This window comes from Microbacterium sp. 1.5R, from assembly GCF_007667425.1.
Taxonomy (GTDB): Bacteria; Actinomycetota; Actinomycetes; order Actinomycetales; family Microbacteriaceae; genus Microbacterium.
Genome location: NZ_VDRC01000001.1, coordinates 291,018 through 314,701, shown reverse-complemented (window position 1 = coordinate 314,701; position 23,684 = coordinate 291,018). Strand labels below are relative to the sequence as shown.

The window sequence follows — 23,684 nt, the reverse complement described above, 5'->3', positions numbered from 1 at the left end:
AGCATGATGGATGCCGCCGGGGAAGAACTCGCCGACCGGGTGCGGGCGCTGGTGACCCTCGGCGGGGACGTCGAGGAGAAGCGCATGTTCGGCACGCGGGCGTTCCTCGTCGACGGTCACATCCTCGTCGGCGTGCGACCGGCGGGGGTGCTCCTCGTCCGCGTCCACGAGGAGACCGGTGCGGCCTTGATCGCGCGACCAGGCGTGAGCACAGCGGTCATGGGGCCGCGCACCATGGGGACCGGCTGGTTGGATGTGGCGCCGGAGGCGACCGCGGACGACGAGGCGCTGGCGTTCTGGCTGGACGTCGCGCGGGAAGACGCCGCACAGCGGGACTGACCCGCCGGCCATCGATGCCGGCAGCCCCGCTCTCAGGTCACGGGCAGTGGACCAGGGTCTTCGGTCCGGATCGATCGATCTCGTGAGCACTCATCGGAGCGCCGCACAACGGACACGCTCGCTCGGCGCGCTCCGCGGGACTCGGCGGGGGTGTCTTCTCGTACGGGCCGACCGAGGCGGGCCCGGCGAAGCGGATCAGAGTCAAGTTCACCCACGAGTAGAGGCCGCCGGCGGCGCGGATGCGCTCGCGGAGCGGAGGACGATCGGGGGAGGTCATGTTCCTTAGTGTACTAACTATTAGTGTTCTTGTATAGTGACGGGATGGCGACCTCCGACGACCTCCTGCGACTCGAGAACCAGCTGTGCTTCGCACTCGTCACCGCGGCGCGCAACGTCGTCGCGATCTACCGCCCGATCCTCGAACCCCTCGGTCTCACCCATCCGCAGTACCTGGTCATGCTGGCTCTCTGGGAGCGAGCGCCGCGATCCCTGAGCGATCTCGCGTCGGACCTCGCACTCGAGCCGGCCAGTGCCTCACCCTTGGTCAAACGCCTCGAAGCCGACGGGCTCATCGCGCGAATCCGCAACGCGGAGGACGAGCGGCGGCTCGAGATCACCCTGACCGACGCAGGCCAGGCCCTGCGTGAGCGCGCCCTCGACGTGCCACGTCGGGTGATGAAGGCGGTCGGCATGGACGCAGCGGGCATCGCCCGTCTCCGCGACGGTCTCGTGCCGTTCGCCGGACGCAGGGCCGACGCCTGACGGAGACCTGATCCGCGGCCAGCCTCTCGCCCGGTCCGCATCGCACCCGCCGCGGCTGCCCCGCTCGTCGCCGGCGTGGCGGTGATGCCGGCGACGCTGCGACGGGCGGATGCGGAGTCACGGCCGGTTCCCAGGCCCGCGGACCCCCTCGGCGGAGCCAATGTCCGTGGCCCCTCGTAGACTTGACCAGTGCCAATCGTCCCCGTCGCATCCCCAGGAAAACTCAGTGTTCGCGGTGCCCGCGTCCACAATCTGAAGAACGTCGACATCGACATCCCGCGTGATTCGCTCGTCGTGTTCACCGGTCTGTCCGGATCGGGCAAGTCGAGCCTGGCGTTCGACACGATCTTCGCCGAAGGTCAGCGGCGCTACGTCGAATCGCTGAGCGCGTACGCGCGTCAGTTCCTCGGTCAGGTCGACCGTCCTGACGTCGATTTCATCGAGGGCCTCAGCCCCGCGGTGTCGATCGACCAGAAGTCGACCAACCGCAACCCGCGGTCGACCGTCGGCACGATCACCGAGATCTACGACTACATGCGACTGCTCTGGGCGCGCATCGGCATCCCGCACTGCCCTGAGTGCGGGGAGCGGATCCAGCGCCAGACCGTGCAGCAGATCGCCGATCAGCTCATGACTCTGCCCGAGCGCACGCGCTACCAGATCGTCGCACCGATCGTCTCGCAGAAGAAGGGCGAGTTCGTCGACCTGTTCCGCGAGCTCGGTGCGAAGGGATATTCCCGCGCGATCGTCGACGGCGATCTCATCCAGCTGGCCGAGCCGCCGACGCTGAAGAAGAGCTACAAGCACGACATCGCCGTGGTCGTGGACCGCCTCGTGGCCTCCGACGACATCCTCAGCCGCGTGACCGACTCCGTCGAGACCGCACTCGGGCTCGCCGGCGGCGTCGTCCAGGTCAACTACGTCGACGAAGAGGGCGACGCCGCATGGCAGTCGTTCTCCGAGAAGCTGGCGTGCCCCAACGGCCACCCGCTCAGCCTCACCGAGATCGAGCCGCGGACGTTCTCGTTCAACGCACCGTTCGGGGCCTGTCCGGCCTGCTCGGGGCTGGGCACGCGCATGTCGGTGGACGTCGACCTCATGCTCGGCGACGAGGAGCTCTCCATCCGCGAGGGCGCGATCATCCCCTGGACGACCCAGGGCAAGGGACTCTTCCAGTACTACGAGCGCCTGCTCGAGGGGCTCGCGGCGGATCTGAAGTTCTCGCTCGACACCCCGTGGCAGGACCTCAGGGTCGATGTGCAGGACGCGATCCTCCGTGGCGACAACTACAAGGTGACCGTCAAGTGGAAGAACCGCTACGGGCGTGAGATGCGCTACGCCTCGGGGTTCGAGGGCGTCGTGCCGTACATCGAGCGCCAGTACGCCCAGGCCGAGTCCGACACGCAGCGGGCACGGTGGGGGGAGTACCTCCGCGAGGTTCCGTGCCCCGTCTGCAACGGTGACCGCCTCAAGCCCGAGGTGCTCGCTGTGCAGGTGCACGGACACTCGATCGCCGAGGTGTCGCATCTGAGCCTCGCCGACGCGCGCGGCTTCATGGAGACCCTCACGCTCACCGACCGCGAGGCGAAGATCGCGGCACAGGTTCTCCGCGAGATCCGTCTCCGTCTCGACTTCCTGCTGCAGGTCGGCCTGTCGTACCTGAACCTCAGCCGTTCGGCAGGGTCGCTCTCCGGCGGAGAAGCACAGCGCATCCGACTCGCCACGCAGATCGGCTCCGGTCTCACCGGCGTGCTGTACGTGCTAGACGAGCCCTCGATCGGACTCCACCAGCGCGACAACCGTCGACTCATCAACACGCTCCTCAAGCTCAGGGACCTCGGCAACACCCTCATCGTCGTCGAGCACGACGAGGAGACGATCGAGGCCGCCGACTGGGTCGTCGACATCGGCCCGGGTGCCGGTGTGAACGGCGGCGAGGTGGTGCACTCCGGTCCGTACTCCGCTCTGTTGAACGAGTCCGACTCGATGACGGGCGAGTACCTGTCAGGCGCGCGCGAGATACCGACGCCCACGAAGCGCCGCAAGATCGACAAGAAGCGCAAGGTCAGCGTCGTCGGCGCGCGCGAGAACAATCTGAAGAACGTGAGCGTCGACTTCCCGCTCGGCGTGCTCACCGCTGTCACCGGCGTGAGCGGCTCGGGCAAGTCCTCGCTCGTGAACGACATCCTGTATCAGGTGCTCGCGTCGCGTCTCAACGGAGCGAGGACGGTCCCGGGCAAGCACACGCGCGTGTCCGGACTCGACAACCTCGACAAGGTCGTGCACGTCGACCAGGCGCCGATCGGCCGTACGCCGAGGTCGAACCCGGCCACCTACACGGGCGTCTTCGACCGCATCCGCTCGCTGTTCAGCGAGACGCCGGAGGCGAAGGTGCGCGGTTATCAGCCCGGCCGCTTCAGCTTCAACGTCAAGGGCGGTCGATGCGAGGCGTGCTCCGGCGACGGCACGATCAAGATCGAGATGAACTTCCTGCCCGACGTGTATGTGGACTGCGAGGTCTGCCACGGCAAGCGGTACAACCGCGACACTCTGGCCGTGCACTACAAGGGCAAGAACATCGCCGAGGTCCTCGAGATGCCGATCGCGGAGGCCGCGGAGTTCTTCGAGCCCATCCAGGCGATCCACCGCTACATGAAGACGCTCGTCGACGTCGGTCTGGGCTACGTGCGGCTCGGTCAGTCGGCCACGACGCTCTCCGGCGGTGAGGCGCAGCGCGTCAAGCTGGCCACCGAGCTCCAGCGCCGCAGCAACGGACGCAGCATCTACGTGCTCGACGAGCCGACCACCGGCCTGCACTTCGAGGACGTGCGCAAGCTGCTCGAGGTGCTGGGCGGACTGGTCGACAAGGGCAACACCGTGATCGTCATCGAGCACAACCTCGACGTGATCAAGTCGGCTGACTGGGTGATCGACCTCGGTCCCGAGGGCGGTTCAGGCGGTGGAGAGATCCTCGCTACGGGCACCCCCGAGCAGATCGCTCGTGTCGCGGAGAGCCACACCGGACAGTTCCTCGCCGAGATCCTGGATGAGGGGCGCTCTGCGCGGAAGGCCAGCTGATGGCGGATGTCCTCCCGTACAAGCCGAGGACCGGTGAGATCCCCACCGATCCCGGCGTGTACCGCTTCCGCGACGCCGACGGACGAGTGCTGTACGTCGGCAAAGCCAAGAACCTGCGACAGCGGCTGTCGAACTACTTCGCGCCGCTGCGCACGCTCCATGAACGCACCCGGCGGATGGTCACGACCGCGGCCTCCGTCGAGTGGACGGTCGTCCCGACCGATGTCGACTCGCTCCAGCTCGAGTACATGTGGATCAAAGAGTTCGATCCGCCCTTCAACGTCCGCTATCGCGACGACAAGTCCTATCCCTTCATGGCGGTGACCCTCGGTGACGAGGCTCCGCGCGTCATCGTGACGCGAAATCGCAAGATCCCCGGCGCGCGCTACTTCGGGCCATATCCGAAGGTCTGGGCGGTCCACGAGACCATCGACCTGATGGTCAAGGCGTTCCCGATCCGCACCTGCAGCGATGCGAGCTACAAGCGCGCCATGCAGACGGGGCGGCCGTGCTTCCCCGGGCAGATCGGCAAGTGCGGCGGACCCTGCTCGATGACGGTCACTATCGAGGAGCACCGGGCGATGGTCGACGACTTCGTCGCCTTCATGGCCGGAGGAGACGAGCGGTTCACCCGTGATCTGCGAAAGCGGATGCTGGCGGCATCGGCGGCGATGGACTACGAGGCCGCCGCGCGGTTCCGCGACAAACTGTCGGCGATCGAAGCGGTCCTGGGCAAGAGCGCGCTCGTCCTCGCCGCTGACGAGGACGCCGATCTGTTCGGCATCGCCGAAGACGAGCTCGCCGCCGCGGTGCAGCACTTCGTCATCCGCGGTGGGCGCGTGCGCGGTGTGCGCGCGCTCACGATCGAGAAGGAGATCGACATCTCCTCGGCCGACCTCGTCGACCAGGTTCTGCAGCGCGCCTACGGCGATGCGCAGGACGTGCCTCGCCGCATCCTCGTGCCTACCCTGCCCGATGACGCGGCTGAGCTCGAGGAATGGCTGCGCGAGCGGCGAGGTCGCAAGGTCGAGATCGCGGTCGCGCACCGCGGTCAGCGAGCCGACCTGATGCGCACCGCCACGATCAACGCCCAGCAGGCGCTCATCAGGCACAAGACCCGACGGACGAGTGACTATGTCGCACGGACGCAGGCGCTGACCGATCTGCAGGAGGCGCTCGGGATGTCCGAGGCGCCGCTGCGCATCGAGTGCTTCGACATCTCGCACCTCGGCGGCACGAACGTCGTCGCCTCGATGGTCGTCTTCGAAGACGGCCTTCCCCGGAAGGATCAGTACCGCTCCTTCAACATCGCCGAGACGACCGACGACACCGACTCGATGTACCAGGTGCTGCGGCGCCGGCTCGCTCACCTCGACAGACCCGACGAGACCGAGGTCATCGATCCGACCACCGACGACATCGTCGGCGAGGACATCGGGGAGGCGACCGTCAAGCGTCGGCCGCGCTTCGCCTACCCGCCCCAGCTGCTGCTCGTCGACGGAGGCCAGCCGCAGGTCGAGGCAGCCGCACGTGCGTTGCGGGACGCCGGGCACACCGAGATAACCGTCTGCGGTATCGCCAAGCGGCTCGAAGAGATCTGGCTGCCCGGCGACGATTTCCCCGTGATCCTGCCCCGCACGAGCGAGGCGCTGTATCTGCTGCAGCGTCTCCGCGACGAAGCGCACCGGTTCGCGATCACGCATCAGCGCAAGCGCCGCAAGAACGACATCACCACGATTCTCGCCGAGGTGCCCGGCCTCGGCGCTTCGCGCATCAAGGTTCTCCTCAAGCACTTCGGCTCCGTGACAGCGCTCCGCGCCGCCCAGCCCGGCGAGATCGAGCAGGTGCAGGGCATCGGGCCGGTCCTCGCGCAGAACATCCACACTCATCTCGCCACCCGCTAGGCCCGTTCTCGGTAGGGTGGGAGCGGTGGGCAGAAGGGGTGGAGATGACTGACGGGGACAAGGGCGAGTTCCTCATCGTCACGGGCATGTCAGGCGCCGGGCGGACGACGGTGGCCAACGCGCTGGAGGACCTCGGCTGGTACGTGGTCGACAACCTGCCGCCCCAGATCCTGCGACCCCTGCTCGACCTCACCGACATGGGCGGCAACGCGCTGCCGAAGGTCGCGGCCGTCGTCGACGTGCGCGGCCGCAATCTCTTCGACGACTTTCCCGGCGTCGCCAGGGCGCTCCGTTCGCGCGGGTCGGTGCGTGTGCTGTTCCTCGACGCGTCGGACGACGTGCTGGTGCGCCGATTCGAGGCTGTACGCCGCCCGCACCCGCTGCAGGACGACGGAACGCTGCTCGACGGCATCCGCGTCGAGCGGGCGCGTCTCGCACCCATCCGCGAAGCCGCCGACATCGTGGTCGACACGTCCTCGCTGAACATCCATCAGCTCGCAACGCAGGTGTCGGAGCTGTTCGCCGAGGAGGGCGCGCCGCGTCATCGTGTGACGCTGATGAGCTTCGGCTTCAAGTACGGTCTCCCGACCGACGTCGACCTGGTCGCGGACATGCGCTTTCTTCCGAACCCCTTCTGGAACGAGGAGCTGCGGGGCCTGACCGGCAAGGACGAAGAGGTCAGGGACTTCGTGCTGTCGCGCGAAGGAGCCGCCGAGTTCCTCGACGCCTACACGGCTGCGCTGACTCCTGTGCTCGAGGGGTATCAGCGGGAGAACAAGAGCCACTCGACGGTGGCCATCGGCTGCACCGGCGGCAAGCACCGGTCCGTGGCGATGGTGGAGGAGCTGGCTCGCCGGATCTCGGCGGTGCCCGGCGTGGCGGTCAACGTCCGCCATCGCGACCTCGGCAGGGAATAGCAGAGGGCTCCGCCAGAGTAGGCTGGAGGTTTGCGTCGCGATCCGGCGCGTGAGCGTAGAGGAGTGTCGTGGCACTAACCACCGACGTCAAGGCTGAGCTGGTCAGCATCCGCAATGCACCCCCCACGGTGCGTGTCGCGGAGGTGACTTCCATCCTGCGGTTCGCGGGCGGACTGCATTCGATCGCCGGACGGGTCGCCGTCGAGGCGGAGGTGGATGCCGAGGTGCTGGCGCAACGCGTCGCCCGCGACCTCGCCGAGATCTACGGCGTTCGGCCCGAGATCGCCCAGGTGCAGTCCAGTACCGCGAACGACGGGGCCAGGTGGGCCGTGCGTGTGATCGCGGCGGGGGAGACCCTCGCGCGGCAGACGGGTCTGCTCGACCAGCGTCGGCGTCCCGTACGCGGTCTTCCGAACCGTCTGACCACGGGTTCGCGCGCCGAGGTCGCTGGCCTCTGGCGCGGAGCCTTCCTCGCTGCGGGAACGTTGAGCGAGCCGGGTCGATCCGCCATGCTCGAGATCGCCTGCCCGTCTTCGGAGGCGGCGATGGCGCTCGTCGGCGCCGCGCATCGTCTCGGCGTCGCGGCGAAGGCCCGCGAGGTCCGGGGTATGCCCCGCGTCGTCGTCAGGGAGGGTGAGGCGATCCGCACCATCCTCGCCGAGATGGGCGCGCAGAAGACCGCCGTCGCCTGGGAGGAGATGCGTCAGCGCCGCGAGGTGCGCGCCGGTGTGAATCGCCTCGTCAACTTCGACGACGCGAACCTGCGCCGCTCGGCACAGGCCGCCGTCGCCGCGTGCGCACGGGTCGAGCGCGCGCTCGAGATCCTCGCCGACGAGGTGCCCGATCACCTCAAGGTCGCGGGGGAGCTGCGCCTCGCGCACCGCGACGCGAGCCTCGACGAGCTCGGCCACCACGCCGACCCGCCGATGACGAAGGATGCCGTCGCGGGGCGTATCCGCCGTCTGCTCGCCATGGCCGACAAGCGCGCCCAGCAGGAAGGCATCCCCGGCACCGAAGCCGCCGTGCCCGCCGGTCTCGACGTCTGACCCGAGAACCGCAGGAGAGGCGATCCCTGTCAAGGGGTCGCCTTTCTTCGTCATTCGGCGGAAGGATCGAGGGTGACGATGTGTTGTCCTCACTAGGATGAGTTACGTCTGCTCCGCACCGCATTCGGCGACGCGGAGGATCGGCAAGCGCCGCGGCGCGGCGCGGATTGGATGAAAGCGACATGGCGACCTACACGCTCCCCGACCTTCCTTACGACTTCGCAGCCCTCGAGCCGCACATCAGCGGCAAGATCATGGAGCTGCACCACGACAAGCACCACGCCACCTATGTCGCGGGTGCGAACACCGCGCTCGAGCAGCTCGCCGAGGCGCGCGACAGCGGCAACCTGGCGAACGTCAACAAGCTCGAGAAGGACCTCGCGTTCAACCTCGGCGGTCACGTCAACCACTCCATCTTCTGGACCAACCTCTCGCCGAACGGCGGCGGTCAGCCCGAGGGCGAGCTGAAGGCCGCCATCGACGAGTACTTCGGCTCGTTCGAGAAGTTCCAGGCCCACTTCACCGCCGCGGCGACCGGCATCCAGGGCTCCGGCTGGGCAGTGCTCAGCTGGGACTCCATCGGCCAGCGCCTCATCATCCAGCAGCTGTTCGACCAGCAGGCGAACACGGCGCAGGGTACGATCCCGCTCTTCCAGCTCGACATGTGGGAGCACGCCTTCTACCTCGACTACCTCAACGTGAAGGCCGATTACGTGAAGGCAGCGTGGAACATCGCCAACTGGGAGAACGTCGCCCAGCGCCTCGAGGTGGCCCGCGAGAAGACGAACGGCCTGCTGGTACTGTCGTAATCGGGTCGCGTCCCGACGGGCCTGGTCTCGTCGGGACGCCATCTCAGCCAAAAACCCCCGCGCATCGCGCATGCACGAATGCTGCGCACAGCGCACGAGAAACAGGGAGACCTGAGTGTCTGTCAAGATCGGTATCAACGGCTTCGGCCGTATCGGACGCAATTACTTCCGCGCGGCTCTCGCGCAGGGCGCTGACCTCGAAATCGTCGCGGTCAACGACCTCACCGACAACAAGACCCTGGCGCACCTGCTGAAGTACGACTCGGTCGGCGGCGTCCTCGACGCCGAGATCAGCTACGACGATGACAGCATCACCGTCAACGGCAAGGCCATCAAGGCGTTCGCCGAGCGCGACCCCGCCAACCTCCCGTGGGGTGAGCTGGGTGTCGACATCGTCATCGAGTCGACCGGCTTCTTCACCAAGGCCGAGGCCGCCAAGAAGCACATCGACGCCGGCGCCAAGAAGGTGCTCATCTCCGCTCCCGGAACGGGCGTCGACGCGACGTTCGTCATGGGTGTGAACGAGGACTCGTACGACCCCGCCGCGCACCACATCATCTCGAACGCCTCGTGCACCACGAACTGCCTCGCCCCGCTGGCGAAGGTGTTCAACGACGAGTTCGGCATCGACCGCGGCTTCATGATGACCGCGCACGCCTACACGGCCGACCAGAACCTGCAGGACGGCCCGCACAGCGACCTGCGTCGTGCTCGCGCCGCGGCGATCAACATCACCCCCGCGTCGACCGGCGCGGCCAAGGCGATCGGCGAGGTCCTGCCGGAGCTCAACGGCAAGCTCAGCGGCTCGTCGTACCGCGTTCCGGTCCCCACCGGCTCGATCGTCGACCTCACCCTGATCACCGACCGCGAGAACATCACGGTCGAGGAGATCAACGAGGCGTACAAGAAGGCAGCGGCCGACGGTCGCCTGGCCGGCTACCTGCAGTACAACGTCGACCCGATCGTGTCGAGCGACATCGTGCACAACCCGCACTCGTCGATCTTCGACTCGACCCTGACCAACGTCAGCGGCAACCTGGTCAAGGTGTCCAGCTGGTACGACAACGAGTGGGGCTACTCCAACCGTCTCGTCGACCTGACCGAGTACGTGGCCGAGCGTCTCTGAGACATCTCCCATGACTCTGCGCACCCTGGATTCACTGGGTTCGCTCGAGGGCAAGCGCGTCATCGTCCGTTGTGATCTCAACGTCCCCCTGCGGGACGGGGTCATAACGGACGATGGCCGTGTACGCGCCTCGCTGCCGACCCTCAACGCCCTCATCAATGCGGGCGCCCGTGTCGTCGTGTGCTCGCACCTCGGTCGCCCCGACGGCTCGCCCGACCCGCAGTACAGCCTCGAGCCGGTCGCCCAGCGACTCTCGGAGCTGCTCGGCAAGGCGGTCGCGTTCGCCCGCGACACCGTGGGCGAGTCGGCCCACGACGCCGTCTCCTCTCTGGAAGACGGCGGAGTCGTCGTCATCGAGAACCTGCGGTTCAATCCGGGGGAGACCTCGAAGGACGACGCCGAGCGCAGCGCTTTCGCGGCGCAGCTCGCCGAGCTCGGTGACGTGCTCGTCTCCGACGGCTTCGGCGTCGTGCACCGCAAGCAGGCGAGCGTCTACGACCTCGCTGAGCGGATCCCCTCGGCAGCCGGCCTGCTCATCGCCGCAGAACTCGACGTGCTCGACCGTCTCACCGAGAACCCCGAGCGTCCGTACGCCGTGGTGCTCGGCGGTTCGAAGGTCAGCGACAAGCTCGGCGTAATCTCGCACCTGCTCCCGCGCGTCGATCGCATCCTCGTCGGCGGCGGGATGCTGTTCACCTTCCTCAAGGCGCAGGGTCACGCCGTGGCATCCAGCCTCCTGGAGGAGGATCAGCTCGACACGGTCCGCGGTTACATCGCCGAGGCGAAGGAGCGCGGCGTCGAACTCGTGCTCCCCACCGACGTCGTGGTGGCGTCCGCATTCTCGGCCGACGCCGATCACGAGGTCGCCCCGGCCGACGCGATCGAGGACACGGCGTTCGGCGGGTCCGGCATCGGACTCGACATCGGACCCGAGACGGCCGCGCGCTTCGCCGAGGTCATCCGCAGCTCGAAGACCGTGTTCTGGAACGGCCCCATGGGCGTGTTCGAATTCCCCGCCTTCGCGAGCGGGACCAAGACCGTCGCGCAGGCGCTCACCGAGGTCGATGGCCTGAGCGTCGTCGGCGGTGGCGACTCGGCAGCCGCCGTGCGCCAGCTCGGATTCGCCGACGACCGGTTCGGTCACATCTCGACCGGCGGCGGCGCCAGCCTCGAGTTCCTCGAGGGCAAGAAACTACCCGGCCTGGAGGTGCTCGGATGGGCCTGAACAACCGTACCCCGCTGATCGCGGGCAACTGGAAGATGAACCTCGACCACCTGCAGGCGGTCGCATTCGTGCAGAAGCTGCACTGGACGCTCAAGGACGCGAAGCACGAGAACGGCTCGGTCGAGGTGGCGGTCTTCCCGCCCTTCACCGACATCCGCAGCGTGCAGACGCTCATCGACGCGGACAAGATCCCGTTCGCCCTCGGCGCGCAGGACCTCTCGGCGCACGACTCCGGTGCCTACACCGGCGAGGTGTCCGGCGCGTTCCTGTCGAAGCTCGACGCGAAGTACGTGATCATCGGCCACTCGGAGCGTCGTGAGTACCACGCCGAGTCCGACGATGTCGTGGCGGCGAAGACCAAGGCGGCGCTGAAGCACGGGCTCGTCCCCGTCATCTGCGTGGGCGAGACGCTGGCTCAGCGCGAGGAGTCCGGGCCCACCGCGGTCTCGGTCGCTCAGCTCGAGATCGCGCTCGGCGCGGTTTCCGCCTCGGATGACATCGTGGTGGCCTACGAGCCGGTCTGGGCGATCGGAACCGGTCAGGTCGCCTCGCCGGACCAGGCGCAGGAAGTGTGCTCCGCTCTTCGCGCCGTCATCGCGGCGAAGCTCGGTGACGAGGCAGCCGCTCGGACCCGCATCCTCTACGGAGGATCTGTGAAGGCGGCGAACATCGCCAGCTTCATGCGCGAGCCCGATGTCGACGGCGCCCTCGTCGGAGGCGCGAGCCTCGTGGTCGACGAGTTCGCGGCGATCATCCGCTTCGAGAAGCACGTCGGAGTATGAGCGCGTGCGGCGGGGCTCCGGTCCCGCCGCACCGTATACTTGACCGTTACGGGGGCAGTCGTGCCCCAGCGAAAGGCTCTTCCTCGTGGAAATTCTCGAGTTCGTCCTGCAGGTCGTGCTGGGTATCACCAGCGTCCTGCTGACCCTCCTCATCCTGCTCCACAAGGGGCGCGGCGGCGGCCTGTCCGACATGTTCGGCGGCGGCATGTCGACGGCGGTCGGCTCGTCCGGCCTCGCCGAGCGCAACCTCAACCGCTTCACCGTGATCCTCGCCCTGGCGTGGTTCGTGGCGATCGTCGCGCTCGGACTCATCACGAAGTTCGAGGTGATCTGATGGCTACCGGTGGCAACGCGATCCGTGGAACCCGTGTGGGTTCCGGACCGATGGGCGAGCAGGACCACGGCTACCATGCCGACCGCATCGCCGTCTCGTACTGGGATGGCCTCGGCAATGAGACGGTCCGCTACTTCGCCGCAGGTCTCCCGGAAGAGGAGATCCCCGAGACCATCGACCACCCGCAGTCCGGCCTTCCCGCCGGACGCGACAAGGCGAACCCTCCGGCTCTCGCCAAGGCAGAGCCCTACAAGACGCACCTCGCCTACGTGAAGGAGCGTCGCACTGACGAGGAAGCCGTGCAGCTCCTCGACGACGCGCTCTCTCAGCTGCGCGAGCGTCGGGGGCAGTGACCTCCGCCTGACGTGCACAGGGGCCGCCGCGATGCGTTCGCGGCGGCCTCTGTCGTGCGCGGCGGCATGCCTCGGTGGTCGTGTGCGCTCAGCGGCAGGCGTACGACGCGTCGATGTACGACTGAGGTGGGTACCCGTAGGCCCATACGCCGTTCGCGTCGTCGGTGAACCCCATGCCGATCGCCCAGGCGGTCGCCCACTTCTCGATGCTGTCCTGTGTCGAGGAGTCGTACGCGTCCTCGCACTTGACGCTGATGGCGTGACCGACCTCATGCGCGACGAGCGCCTTGCTGCGGTCGGCGGGCCACTGCTCGGCGACCGAGTTCGACAGCTCGATGACCGCGCGGTCCGGTTCGTCCCACCACCAGGTGGTCAGTCCGCCCATGCTGCCGTTGGCGCCGGCGTTGTTGACGATCGGGTTCCAGTCGAACTCCAGCAGCACACCGGGGGCGAGCGAGCGAGCGAAGGCTTCGACCTCGAGTCGGGAGCCCTGCAGCGGTCCGGCCTTCGCGGCGAGTTCGGCCTGTTCGGAAACGACGACCTGTGCAGCGGCGTCCTGGAGCGCCACGAAGGAGTCGACCGTGTACTGATCGAGGATCGCGCTGGCGGAGACCTCCGAAGCGGCATCGCGCAGTGCGATCATGGCGTCGTTCGCTGCCGAGATGTGCGCTGCTTCGAATGCGGATGCACCGGCCGCGGCGGACCCGAGGAACCCGAGTCCCGCTTCTTGCACGGCCGCTCCGGCATCGGTCAGGCCGGGTACCTCCGCGTCCCACTCGCCGACGAGCTCGTCCAGGGCATCGGCGTCCTCGTTCAGGGCGTCCGCCGCCCCGAAGAGCTCCCAGAAGAAGGACGGTTTCGAGTCCGCGTCCGGCAGCGAGATCGCGGCGCGGTCCGAGGCGTCTGTCGCGAGGTCGCCCGCTTCAGCGACCACTGCTCCCAGCGACTCCTTCGCGGTCGGATCGGACAGGATCCCGGTGTCACTCTGCAGAAGCTGGTCCGCGATGCCGGACGCGGCCTCGAGGTCGTCGGTCGACCGCTGCAGGTTCGTGACAGACACCTGGGCGCTGTCGCGCGCTGAGTCGAAGTTCGCCTCCGCGTCGTCGTAGCCGAGGTTCGCGGTGGTCTGCAGCGCGGTGACGGAGCCGATCGCCAGGATGCCCGCCGCGAGACCGATCCACAGTCCCGGGCGCGGCTTCCGGCGAGACCGTCGCTGCGGGGACGTTCCGACGATATGCTTCGGAAGCTCATGACCGCCCCAGGAAGAGACGGGGGCGCCGAGGGGAGCTGACATTCCGTGGGACCTCCGGTCGAGGATGCTGCGTACATCGACTCTGCCAGAGAAACGTCGAGCGTCCGGAAGAAAAGCGAAAGGCCCCCGCATGTCTGCGGAGGCCTTCGAGAGAGAGGGGGTGACGGGAATCGAACCCGCGCAATCAGTTTGGAAGACTGAGACTCTACCATTGAGCTACACCCCCGGACCCGCCGTGGTGATCGGGGCCGGTCGGCGACGTGCGCCGACTGTTCGATCATAGCGGACGGTCGAGGGTGCTCCCGTCCGTTAGACTCGATGGGGCTGAATCTGCGTGCGGATTCCCCGGGGCGTAGCTCAGTTTGGTAGAGCGCCCGCTTTGGGAGCGGGAGGTCGCAGGTTCAACTCCTGTCGCCCCGACACGGCTCGACAAGCCTGGCAGCCGCGATTCAGCGCGGAAATCAGAAGGAGAACACACCAGCATGGCGAACAGCACCGTTGAGAAGCTGACCCCGACCCGGGTCAAGCTCAGCATCACGGTCACCCCCGAAGACCTCAAGCCCAGCATCGCGCACGCGTACGAGCACATCGCGCAGGACGTGCAGATCCCCGGCTTCCGCAAGGGCAAGGTTCCCGCTCCGATCATCGATCAGCGCATCGGTCGCGGCGCGGTCATCGAGCACGCCGTCAACGAGGGCCTCGACCGCTTCTTCCGCGACGCGACCGCCGAGCACAAGCTCCGCGTCGTCGGCCGCCCCTCGGCCGACATCACGCAGTGGCCGAACGAGAAGGACTTCTCGGGCGACCTGCTCGTCGATGTCGAGGTCGACGTCCGTCCCGACATCGACCTCCCCGACTACTCGGGCATCACGGTCACCGTAGACGCGGTCGAGGCCGATGAGGCGGCGCTGGATGCCGAGCTCGAGAACATGCGCGGCCGTTTCGGCACGCTCGTTCCCGTCGACCGCCCGGCCGCCAAGGGCGACTTCGTCGAGCTCGACCTCGTCGCCACCATCGACGGCGCCGAGATCGACCGCGCAGAGGGCGTCTCGTACGAGGTGGGTTCGGGCGAGCTGCTCGAGGGCATCGACGACGCCATCGAGTCGCTGACCGCCGGTGAGGACACCACGTTCCGTTCGACCCTCGTCGGTGGCGACCACGCCGGCTCCGAGGCCGAGGTCGCCGTCTCGGTCAAGGCGGTCAAGGAGCGCGAGCTCCCCGAGGCCGACGACGACTTCGCACAGATCGCGAGCGAGTTCGACACGATCGCCGAGCTCCGTGAGAGCCTGGCCGAGCGCGTCGCGCAGCAGGGCGTCTTCACGCAGGGCTCCGCTGCCCGCGACAAGCTCGTCGAGACGCTGCTCGAGCAGATCGAGATCCCCGTGCCGCCGCAGCTCATCGAGGACGAGGTGCACAACCACCTCGAGGGCGAAGGCCGCCTCGAGGACGACGTTCACCGCGCAGAGGTCACCGAGGCGAGCGAGAAGCAGTTCCGCACCCAGGTGCTGCTCGACACGATCGCCGAGCAGGCCGACGTGCAGGTGTCGCAGGAGGAGCTCTCGCAGTACCTCATCCAGTCCGCTGCGCAGTACGGCATGGCTCCGCAGGAGTTCGTCGAGGCGCTGCAGTCGTCGAACCAGCTCCCCGCCCTCGTCGGCGAGGTCGCGCGCAACAAGGCTCTCGCCATCGCGCTCGGCAAGGTGAAGGTCGTCGACACCAACGGCAAGGCCGTCGATCTGTCGGACTTCGTCGTCACGGACGATGAGACCGCCGATGACACCGAGGCCGAGGTCGCTGAGGCCCCCGCTGAGGAGAAGCCGGCCAAGAAGGCTCCGGCCAAGAAGGCGCCGGCCAAGAAGACCGCGGCCAAGAAGGACGACGACGCCGACGCCGACGAGAAGCCCGCGAAGAAGACCGCCGCCAAGAAGGCACCGGCCAAGAAGGCTGCCGACAAGGGCGAGTGATCGAACACGATCCCGAGCGGGGCGGATGCTGCGGCATCCGCCCCTTTCTCGTACTGGACCGGTTGCGAGGAGAAGACATGAAGAGCTGGGATGAGCGGATCGACGAGGTCTGGGCTAACGCATCGGGCGAGGAGGTCGGTGACGACACCATCGCCCGCATCGACGCCCTCGCCGCAGAGCGGGGCAGCGACGACGCCCGGGCGGAGTTCGAGCGAGCGGGGGCGCGGGATTCCGCCGGCAGACCGGCAGAGGCGGTAACGCTCTATCGGAGGGCACTGCAGCTCGGGCTCGACGACGAGCACCGGCCGCAGTGCGTGATCCAGCTCGCGAGCTCGCTGCGCAACCTGGGGGAGTACGAGCACGCTCTCGACGTGATCACGGCCGAGGAGCGGCTGTCGGCCGACGGGCCGTACCGGGATGCTGTCGCAACGGTGCGCGCGCTCATCCTCGCGAGCGCGGGCAGGCCTGCCGCCGGCCTGTCGGTGGCGCTGCTCGCCCTCGTGCCGCACCTGCCGCGGTACCACCGCTCGATGACCGCGTACGCCCACGAGATCGCCGATCTCGACACCTGATATGCCGACGGCGAACACGGCCTGGGCGCCCGGTCGCCGCCGGTAGATTCGAATCACTGAAACACGGAATCAGGAGCTGACATGGCTGCAGAACCCCTCCTCGCGACGAGCGTCTTCGACAGGCTGTTGAAGGACCGCATCATCTGGCTGGGATCAGAGGTGCGTGACGACAACGCCAACGAGATCTGCGCGAAGATCCTTCTTCTCGCCGCAGAGGACTCGGAAAAGGACATCTACCTCTACATCAACTCTCCCGGCGGTTCCATCACCGCGGGAATGGCGATCTACGACACGATGCAGTTCGTGCCGAACGACATCGTCACTGTGGGCATCGGCATGGCGGCCTCGATGGGGCAGCTGCTGCTGACCGCCGGCACCAAGGGCAAGCGCTACATCACCCCGAACGCCCGCGTGCTGCTGCACCAGCCGCACGGAGGATTCGGCGGGACGTCCAGCGACGTCCAGACGCAGGCTCAGCTGATCGTCTCGATGAAGAACCGCCTCGCCGAGATCACCGCCGCTCAGACCGGGAAGTCGGTCGAGCAGATCAACGAAGACGGTGACCGCGACCGCTGGTTCACCGCCGACGAGGCCCTCGAATACGGCTTCGTCGACCACATCCGCGAGTCCGCCACCGACGTCGTCGGCGGCGGCGGCACGGACGCCAACTGAGAGAGCGAGAGGAATCTTCATGTACACACCCACCTTCCGCTCCGCCGGTGACCTGCCCTCCAGCCGCTACGTGCTCCCGCAGTTCGAGGAGCGCACCGCGTACGGTTTCAAGCGTCAGGACCCGTACAACAAGCTGTTCGAAGACCGCGTGATCTTCCTCGGCGTGCAGGTCGACGACGCGTCGGCCGACGACGTCATGGCGCAGCTGCTCGTGCTCGAGAGTCAGGATGCCGAGCGCGACATCACCATGTACATCAACTCGCCCGGTGGTTCGTTCACCGCGATGACCGCGATCTACGACACGATGCAGTACGTCGCGCCGCAGATCCAGACGGTCGTGCTGGGGCAGGCCGCGTCCGCGGCATCCGTCCTCCTCGCCGCGGGAGCGCCGGGCAAGCGCCTCGCCCTCCCCAACGCCCGCGTGCTCATGCACCAGCCGGCGATGGGCGAGGCAGGACACGGTCAGGCCTCCGACATCGAGATCCAGGCGGCGGAGATCCTCCGTATGCGCACCTGGCTCGAGGAGACCATGGCCCGCCACACGGGCAAGCCGGTGGAGCAGGTGAACCGCGACATCGACCGCGACAAGATCCTGTCGGCCACCGAGGCTCACGAATACGGCATCGTCGACCAGGTGCTCAGCTCGCGCAAGCGCGCCTGACCCCGGTCTTCTCAGAGAGGACGTCGACCTTCGGGTCGGCGTCCTCTCGTCGTTCCGGCGGATGCGCGGCGGGCGTCGGCGTGATTGCTCATATGAGCATTGAGATGCGCGAACGGTGATCCCGTCGTACCCTGGGGAGGGAAGGAGGATGCCGTGGAAGACGATGTGACGATGGTCCGGGTCGCCGAGTTGTACTACGACGAGGACAAGACGCAGGACGAGATCGGCGCCCTCCTCAAGCTCTCCCGCTGGAAGGTCGGGCGTCTGCTCACTCAGGCCCGAGAGCGGGACATCGTCCGCATCGAGATCATCCACCCTCGCGCCAGGCGGCTCGGACTCGAGCGCCAGCTCGTCGAGCAGTACGGACTGACCGCCGCCGTGGTGGTTCCGGCGCCGGACGGCGACGACGGCACCCTGGAGCGCGTAGCGCAGGCCGCCGCCGACTACCTCAGCGCCATGCGCCCGGTGCCCCGCACTCTGGGGGTCAGTTGGGGGCGCACCCTGCGAGCGGTGGCCGAAGCCCTGCCCGACGGGTGGGCCACCGGGGTCACCGTCATCCAGCTCAACGGCGGCGTCAGCCTCAACCGCCGCTCGGGCGGTGCAGCGGGCCTGGCCGTGACGATCGCCCAGCGCGCCTCGGGGCACGTGTCGCTGCTGCCGAGCCCGGCGATCCTCGAGAGGGTCGAGACAAAGCAGGCCATCGAGTCCGACCGCACCGTCGCGGCCGTGCTCGAAGAAGCGGGCCAGGCGCAGGCGTTCCTCTTCACCGCCGGCCCGTGCGACGCGACGTCGGCGCACGTGGAGAACGGCTACCTGACGGCATCCGACGTCGAGGAACTCGCGCGTCGCGGTGCCGTGGGAGACCTGCTCGGACGATACATCGACGCCGACGGCAACATCGTCGACCCGCAGCTGGACTCGCGCACGGTCGGCGTCGACCTCGCGCGGCTGCGAGGCGCGGAGCGAGCCATCTTCGTCACCGCGGGCGCGGCCAAGCACGACATCGCACGCACGGTCGTGGCCAACGGCCTGTGCGGCGTCCTGGTGACAGACGAGACCACAGCACGAGCATTGTTGGAGGAACGATGACGACCCAAGAACTCAGCCGCAGAACGGCGGTGGACGTACTCGGCGGTGAGCCCGACGACGCGACCCTCCGTCGCTTCCTGCACGGACTCCCCGGCGTCGATGCCGTCGGACTCGAGCAGCGCGCCGCGGGGCTCGGCACCCGATCTATCAAGACGACCTCGAAGGCGTGGGCGCTCGACACGATCATCAAGCTCATCGACCTCACCACGCTGGAAGGCGCGGACACCGCGGGCAAGGTCCGCTCGCTGGTCGCGAAGGCGAAGAACCCGGATGCCGCCGACCCGAGCACGCCCCGGGTCGCCGCGGTCTGCGTCTACGGCGACATGGTCCCGGACGCGGTCGAGGCGCTCGGTGCGCTGCACGGCGACCCCGACGACGGACTGATCTCGGTCGCGGCCGTCGCCACCGCTTTCCCGAGCGGACGCTCATCGCTCGCCATCAAGCTCGCCGACACCGCCGAAGCGGTGGCCGCCGGCGCCGACGAGATCGACATGGTCATCGACCGCGGGGCGTTCCTCTCCGGCCGCTACGGTCTCGTCTTCGACCAGATCGCACAGGTCAAGGAAGCCTGCCGTCGCGACGACGGCTCGTACGCGTCGCTCAAGGTCATCCTCGAGACGGGCGAGCTGAACACCTACGACAACATCAAACGAGCCTCGTGGCTCGGCATCCTCGCCGGGGGCGACTTCATCAAGACGTCCACCGGAAAGGTGCAGCCGGCCGCGACGCTGCCGACGACGCTGCTCATGCTCGAGACGGTGCGCGACTGGTATCGCGGCACGGGGGAGCGCATCGGCGTGAAGCCGGCCGGCGGCATCCGTGCCTCGAAGGACGCGGTGAAGTACCTCGTCACCGTGGCCGAGACCGTGGGGGAGGAGTGGCTGCAGCCGCACCTGTTCCGATTCGGCGCATCGAGCCTGCTCAACGACGTGCTGCTGCAGCGACAGAAGCTCACCACCGGCCACTACTCCGGCCCCGACTACGTCACGATCGACTGAGGACGAGATATGTCATTCCTGGAATACGCTCCGGCGCCGGAGTCGAAGGCCGTGCTGAACCTCAAGGACAGCTACGGGCTGTTCATCGACGGCGAGTTCGTCGACGGCTCCGGCGCGAGCTTCACCACGATCTCTCCGGCCGACGAGACCCGCATCGCGGAGATCGCCACGGCCACCGACGAGGACATCGACAGGGCGGTCGCCGCCGCCCGTCGCGCCTACGACAGGACATGGTCGCGCATGAGCGGCCGGGACCGGGGCAAGTACCTGTTCCGCATCGCACGCCTCGTGCAGGAGCGCGCCCGCGAGCTCGCGGTGGCGGAGAGTCTCGACAACGGCAAGCCGATCAAGGAGAGCCGCGACGTCGACGTTCCACTCGTCGCGTCCTGGTTCTTCTACTACGCGGGCTGGGCCGACAAGCTCGACTACGCGGGCCTCGGTGCGAACCCTCGCGCGCTCGGCGTGGCCGGGCAGGTCATCCCGTGGAACTTTCCGCTGCTCATGCTCGCGTGGAAGCTCGCCCCGGCCCTCGCGGCCGGCAACACGGTCGTGCTCAAGCCCGCCGAGACGACGCCGCTCACGGCGCTGATCTTCGCCGAGATCCTGCAGCAGGCCGATCTCCCCGCCGGCGTCGTCAACATCGTGACCGGCGCAGGCCCCACGGGTGCGGCGCTCGTGCGCCACCCCGACGTCGACAAGGTCGCGTTCACCGGGTCGACGGGCGTCGGGCGCGATATCGCCCGAGCCGTCGCCGGCACGAACAAGAGGCTCACGCTCGAGCTCGGCGGCAAGGCCGCGAACATCGTGTTCGACGACGCCCCCATCGACCAGGCGGTCGAGGGCATCGTCAACGGCATCTTCTTCAACCAGGGGCACGTGTGCTGCGCCGGCAGCCGTCTGCTCGTGCAGGAGTCGATCCATGACGAGGTGATCGACCGGCTCAAGAACCGCCTGTCGACCCTGCGCCTGGGAGACCCGCTCGACAAGAACACCGACATCGGCGCGATCAACTCGGCCGCCCAGCTCGCACGCATCCGCGAACTCAGCGACATCGGCGAGGCGGAGGGTGCAGAACGGTGGACAGCGGACTGCGCCATCCCCGAGAAGGGGTTCTGGTTCGCCCCGACGATCTTCACGGGTGTCGAGGCATCCCACCGGATCGCCCGCGACGAGGTCTTCGGACCGGTCCTCTCGGTGCTCACATTCCGCACTCCGGCAGAGGCGATCGCGAAGGCGAACAACACGCCGTACGGCCTGTCCGCCGGAATCTGGTCGGACAAGGGCTCGCGCATCCTCGCGGTTGCCGACCGCCTGCGCGCTGGCGTCGTCTGGGCCAACACGTTCAACCGATTCGACCCGTCGAGCCCGTTCGGCGGCTACAAGGAGTCCGGCTACGGCCGCGAAGGCGGACGCCAGGGGCTCACCGCGTACCTGAAGGGAGCCGCAGCATGAGCAAGCGACTGACCGTTCCGAAGACGTACAAGCTCGCCATCGGCGGCGCCTTCCCTCGCAGCGAATCCGGACGCACCTACGAGGTGCTGTCGGCCAAGGGCGCCTTCCTCGCGAACGCGGCCCAGGGGTCGCGGAAGGACGCGAGGGATGCCGTCGTCGCCGCCCGCGCGGCGGTGAAGGGCTGGTCCGGGGCCACCGCGTACAACCGCGGCCAGGTGCTGTACCGCGTCGCCGAGGTGCTCGAGGGTCGCCGTGCCCAGTTCATCGACGAGATCTCCGCGCAGGAGGGTGTGTCGTCATCGTCCGCTTCAGCTCAGGTCGACGAGGCGATCGATCTCTGGGTCTGGTACGCGGGCTGGTGCGACAAGTACGCGCAGGTCGCCGGCAACGCGAACCCCGTCTCCGGGCCGTACTTCAACATCTCGGTGCCGGAGCCCACGGGCGTCGTCGCGATCGTCGCTCCGCAGGATTCCGCACTGCTCGGTCTCGTCTCGGTCGTCGCACCGGCGCTGGTCGCCGGGAACACGGTCGTCGTGATCGCGAGCGAGCGGCATCCGCTCTCCGCCATCAGCCTCGCCGAGGTGCTCGCGACAAGCGACGTACCGGGCGGAGTCGTCAACGTGCTCACCGGTTCGCCGGCCGAGATCGCCCCGTGGCTCGCATCGCACCAGGATGTCAACGCTCTCGACCTCGCCGGTGCCGGCGACCTCGACTGGGTCGACATGCAGATGGCTGCCGCAGAGACCCTCAAGCGCGTCATCGCCCCCGGCGCTGTGACGGCCTCTCCCGAGCGCATCGCCGCCTTCACCGAGGTGAAGACGGTCTGGCACACGAAGAGCATGGTCTGATCCGACGCGCTCCGCGCCTCCGCCGACGCCCCATCTGAGAGTCCGCACCCCATCTGAGGGATGTGTCTCCGATGGGGCGTCGACGCGCAGATGGGGCGCCCACGTGTCGGCGGCGTTCGGGGGACGCTGCGTAGAGGCCGGGGATCGCGGGACACCGCGCCAATACGCCCCGGTGTCCGATGCAGCGGTTAGGCTCAGTAGACGATCTCTGGATCCCTCGAGGAGGACGCGCATGGCCCGTATCGGTGAAAGCGCTGACCTGTTCAAGTGCTCGTTCTGCGGAAAGAGCCAGAAGCAGGTGCAGCAGCTCATCGCTGGCCCCGGTGTGTACATCTGCGACGAATGCGTCGAGCTGTGCAACGAGATCATCGAGGAGCGGATGGCGGAATCGTCCGCCGAAGGGACCGCCGATTTCGAGCTGCCCAAGCCCCGCGAGATCTTCTCCTTCCTCGAGGAGTACGTCGTCGGGCAGGAGCCGGCGAAGAAGGCCCTGGCCGTCGCGGTCTACAACCACTACAAGCGCATCCGTGCGCACGGCACCCTGCAGCCGGCCGAGCAGAAGGCCGAGAGCGTCGAGATCGCCAAGAGCAACATCCTGCTCATCGGGCCGACGGGTTGCGGCAAGACGTACCTCGCGCAGACTCTCGCGAAGCGACTGAACGTCCCGTTCGCGGTGGCTGACGCGACGGCGCTCACCGAAGCGGGTTACGTCGGCGAAGACGTCGAGAACATCCTCCTCAAACTCATCCAGGCCGCCGACTACGACGTCAAGCGCGCCGAGCAGGGCATCATCTACATCGACGAGGTCGACAAGATCGCGCGCAAAGCGGAGAACCCGTCGATCACGCGCGACGTCTCGGGCGAGGGCGTGCAGCAGGCGCTGCTCAAGATCATCGAGGGCACCGTCGCCTCCGTCCCGCCGCAGGGTGGCCGCAAGCACCCGCACCAGGAGTTCCTGCAGATCGACACCTCGAACGTTCTGTTCATCGTCGCCGGGGCATTCGCCGGCCTCGAGGACATCGTGTCGGCCCGCGTCGGCAAGCACGGCATCGGCTTCGGCGCCCCGCTGCATGACAAGGGCAAGGACCTCGATCTGTTCAGCGAGGTGCTGCCCGAGGACCTGCACAAGTTCGGCCTGATCCCCGAGTTCATCGGTCGTCTTCCGGTCGTCACCAACGTGTCGCCGCTCGACCAGGATGCGTTGATCGACATTCTCACCGGGCCTCGCAACGCACTGGTCAAGCAGTATCAGCGGATGTTCGAGCTCGATGGCGTGGAGCTGGAGTTCGAGGACGACGCGCTCCGGTCGATCGCCGACCTCGCGGTCGAGCGCAAGACCGGCGCCCGCGGTCTCCGAGCCATCCTCGAAGACGTCCTCGGACCGATCATGTTCGAGATCCCGTCTGCCGAAGACGTCGCCAAGGTCATCGTCACGCGCGCGGCGGTCGACGAGGGCGCACCTCCCACCATCGTGATGGAGCGCAAGCGCAAGAGCGCCTGA

23 protein-coding genes and 2 tRNA genes are annotated in these 23,684 nt (G+C 67.7%); 22 read left to right on the top strand and 3 right to left on the bottom strand.

The annotated features are described in order from the left end of the window. Positions 1–3 precede the first annotated feature (3 nt). Positions 4–339, top strand: a complete 336-nt coding sequence (locus tag FSY98_RS01595; RefSeq protein ID WP_222119104.1) for a TfoX/Sxy family protein — start codon at positions 4–6, stop codon at positions 337–339. A 37-nt stretch (positions 340–376) separates the two neighbouring features. Here the strand turns inward: FSY98_RS01595 and FSY98_RS01590 are convergent, their stop codons facing one another. Further along, positions 377–616, bottom strand: coding sequence for a hypothetical protein (locus FSY98_RS01590; protein WP_144873225.1), 240 nt, complete (start codon positions 614–616; stop codon positions 377–379). 44 nt (positions 617–660) lie between these two features. Between FSY98_RS01590 and FSY98_RS01585 the strand changes: the two genes are divergently transcribed. The 11 genes from FSY98_RS01585 (at position 661) to FSY98_RS01535 (ending at position 12,675) form a co-directional block, all read left to right on the top strand. Then, positions 661–1,101 carry a MarR family winged helix-turn-helix transcriptional regulator gene (locus tag FSY98_RS01585; RefSeq protein WP_144873223.1) on the top strand — a complete coding sequence of 147 codons (441 nt, stop codon included), beginning with the start codon at positions 661–663 and terminating at the stop codon, positions 1,099–1,101. Between the two features lie 189 nt (positions 1,102–1,290). After that, the gene (uvrA, locus tag FSY98_RS01580) at positions 1,291–4,179 is read left to right on the top strand and encodes an excinuclease ABC subunit UvrA (protein WP_144873220.1); all 2,889 of its coding nucleotides are present in this window, start codon (positions 1,291–1,293) and stop codon (positions 4,177–4,179) included. Next, positions 4,179–6,083: an excinuclease ABC subunit UvrC gene (gene uvrC, locus FSY98_RS01575; protein ID WP_144873217.1), complete on the top strand. Its 1,905-nt coding sequence runs from the start codon at positions 4,179–4,181 to the stop codon at positions 6,081–6,083. The genes uvrA and uvrC overlap by 1 nt, the downstream gene beginning before the upstream one ends. Before the next feature lie 44 nt (positions 6,084–6,127). Next, positions 6,128–7,000, top strand: coding sequence for an RNase adapter RapZ (gene rapZ, locus FSY98_RS01570; protein WP_144873214.1), 873 nt, complete (start codon positions 6,128–6,130; stop codon positions 6,998–7,000). 68 nt (positions 7,001–7,068) lie between these two features. Then, the gene (whiA, locus tag FSY98_RS01565) at positions 7,069–8,046 is read left to right on the top strand and encodes a DNA-binding protein WhiA (protein WP_144873211.1); all 978 of its coding nucleotides are present in this window, start codon (positions 7,069–7,071) and stop codon (positions 8,044–8,046) included. 182 nt (positions 8,047–8,228) lie between these two features. Continuing rightward, positions 8,229–8,855, top strand: coding sequence for a superoxide dismutase (locus FSY98_RS01560; protein WP_144873208.1), 627 nt, complete (start codon positions 8,229–8,231; stop codon positions 8,853–8,855). A 115-nt stretch (positions 8,856–8,970) separates the two neighbouring features. Next, the gene (gap, locus tag FSY98_RS01555) at positions 8,971–9,981 is read left to right on the top strand and encodes a type I glyceraldehyde-3-phosphate dehydrogenase (RefSeq protein WP_144873205.1); all 1,011 of its coding nucleotides are present in this window, start codon (positions 8,971–8,973) and stop codon (positions 9,979–9,981) included. A 10-nt stretch (positions 9,982–9,991) separates the two neighbouring features. Further along, positions 9,992–11,206: a phosphoglycerate kinase gene (locus FSY98_RS01550; protein ID WP_144873202.1), complete on the top strand. Its 1,215-nt coding sequence runs from the start codon at positions 9,992–9,994 to the stop codon at positions 11,204–11,206. Further along, complete coding sequence (tpiA, locus tag FSY98_RS01545; RefSeq protein ID WP_144873199.1) at positions 11,197–11,988, top strand: triose-phosphate isomerase; 792 nt, start codon at positions 11,197–11,199, stop codon at positions 11,986–11,988. The genes FSY98_RS01550 and tpiA overlap by 10 nt, the downstream gene beginning before the upstream one ends. 85 nt (positions 11,989–12,073) lie before the next feature. Beyond that, a complete protein-coding gene (gene secG, locus FSY98_RS01540) occupies positions 12,074–12,322 on the top strand; it encodes a preprotein translocase subunit SecG (protein WP_050723792.1) in 249 nt (82 codons plus the stop codon). After that, the gene (locus tag FSY98_RS01535; protein WP_144873196.1) at positions 12,322–12,675 is read left to right on the top strand and encodes an RNA polymerase-binding protein RbpA; all 354 of its coding nucleotides are present in this window, start codon (positions 12,322–12,324) and stop codon (positions 12,673–12,675) included. Before secG ends, FSY98_RS01535 begins: the two co-directional genes overlap by 1 nt. An 88-nt stretch (positions 12,676–12,763) precedes the next feature. Here FSY98_RS01535 and FSY98_RS01530 read toward each other — a convergent pair whose 3' ends face one another. Both FSY98_RS01530 and FSY98_RS01525 read right to left on the bottom strand, forming a co-directional pair. After that, complete coding sequence (locus FSY98_RS01530; RefSeq protein WP_144873193.1) at positions 12,764–13,969, bottom strand: hypothetical protein; 1,206 nt, start codon at positions 13,967–13,969, stop codon at positions 12,764–12,766. Positions 13,970–14,082: 113 nt separating this feature from the next. Then, a tRNA-Gly gene (locus FSY98_RS01525) sits at positions 14,083–14,153 on the bottom strand. Between the two features lie 120 nt (positions 14,154–14,273). Between FSY98_RS01525 and FSY98_RS01520 the strand changes: the two genes are divergently transcribed. The 10 genes from FSY98_RS01520 to clpX all read left to right on the top strand — a co-directional run bounded on the left by FSY98_RS01520 (position 14,274) and on the right by clpX (position 23,684). Beyond that, a tRNA-Pro gene (locus tag FSY98_RS01520) sits at positions 14,274–14,347 on the top strand. 62 nt (positions 14,348–14,409) lie between these two features. After that, entirely contained in the window at positions 14,410–15,891 is a 1,482-nt protein-coding gene (gene tig, locus FSY98_RS01515) for a trigger factor (protein ID WP_144873190.1), read from the top strand. A 77-nt stretch (positions 15,892–15,968) separates the two neighbouring features. After that, positions 15,969–16,463, top strand: a complete 495-nt coding sequence (locus FSY98_RS01510; protein WP_144873187.1) for a tetratricopeptide repeat protein — start codon at positions 15,969–15,971, stop codon at positions 16,461–16,463. Between the two features lie 81 nt (positions 16,464–16,544). Then, positions 16,545–17,135, top strand: a complete 591-nt coding sequence (locus FSY98_RS01505; protein ID WP_144873183.1) for an ATP-dependent Clp protease proteolytic subunit — start codon at positions 16,545–16,547, stop codon at positions 17,133–17,135. A 19-nt stretch (positions 17,136–17,154) separates the two neighbouring features. Beyond that, on the top strand, positions 17,155–17,796 hold the full coding sequence (locus FSY98_RS01500) for an ATP-dependent Clp protease proteolytic subunit (protein ID WP_144873180.1): 642 nt from the start codon (positions 17,155–17,157) through the stop codon (positions 17,794–17,796). 153 nt (positions 17,797–17,949) lie between these two features. Continuing rightward, positions 17,950–18,885, top strand: a complete 936-nt coding sequence (locus FSY98_RS01495) for a sugar-binding transcriptional regulator (protein WP_260857208.1) — start codon at positions 17,950–17,952, stop codon at positions 18,883–18,885. Next, positions 18,882–19,883: a deoxyribose-phosphate aldolase gene (gene deoC, locus FSY98_RS01490; protein ID WP_144873176.1), complete on the top strand. Its 1,002-nt coding sequence runs from the start codon at positions 18,882–18,884 to the stop codon at positions 19,881–19,883. The genes FSY98_RS01495 and deoC overlap by 4 nt, the downstream gene beginning before the upstream one ends. Before the next feature lie 9 nt (positions 19,884–19,892). Further along, entirely contained in the window at positions 19,893–21,335 is a 1,443-nt protein-coding gene (locus FSY98_RS01485; RefSeq protein WP_144873173.1) for an aldehyde dehydrogenase family protein, read from the top strand. Beyond that, the gene (locus FSY98_RS01480; protein WP_144873171.1) at positions 21,332–22,183 is read left to right on the top strand and encodes an aldehyde dehydrogenase family protein; all 852 of its coding nucleotides are present in this window, start codon (positions 21,332–21,334) and stop codon (positions 22,181–22,183) included. The genes FSY98_RS01485 and FSY98_RS01480 overlap by 4 nt, the downstream gene beginning before the upstream one ends. Before the next feature lie 232 nt (positions 22,184–22,415). Beyond that, positions 22,416–23,684, top strand: coding sequence for an ATP-dependent Clp protease ATP-binding subunit ClpX (gene clpX / locus FSY98_RS01475; protein WP_144873169.1), 1,269 nt, complete (start codon positions 22,416–22,418; stop codon positions 23,682–23,684).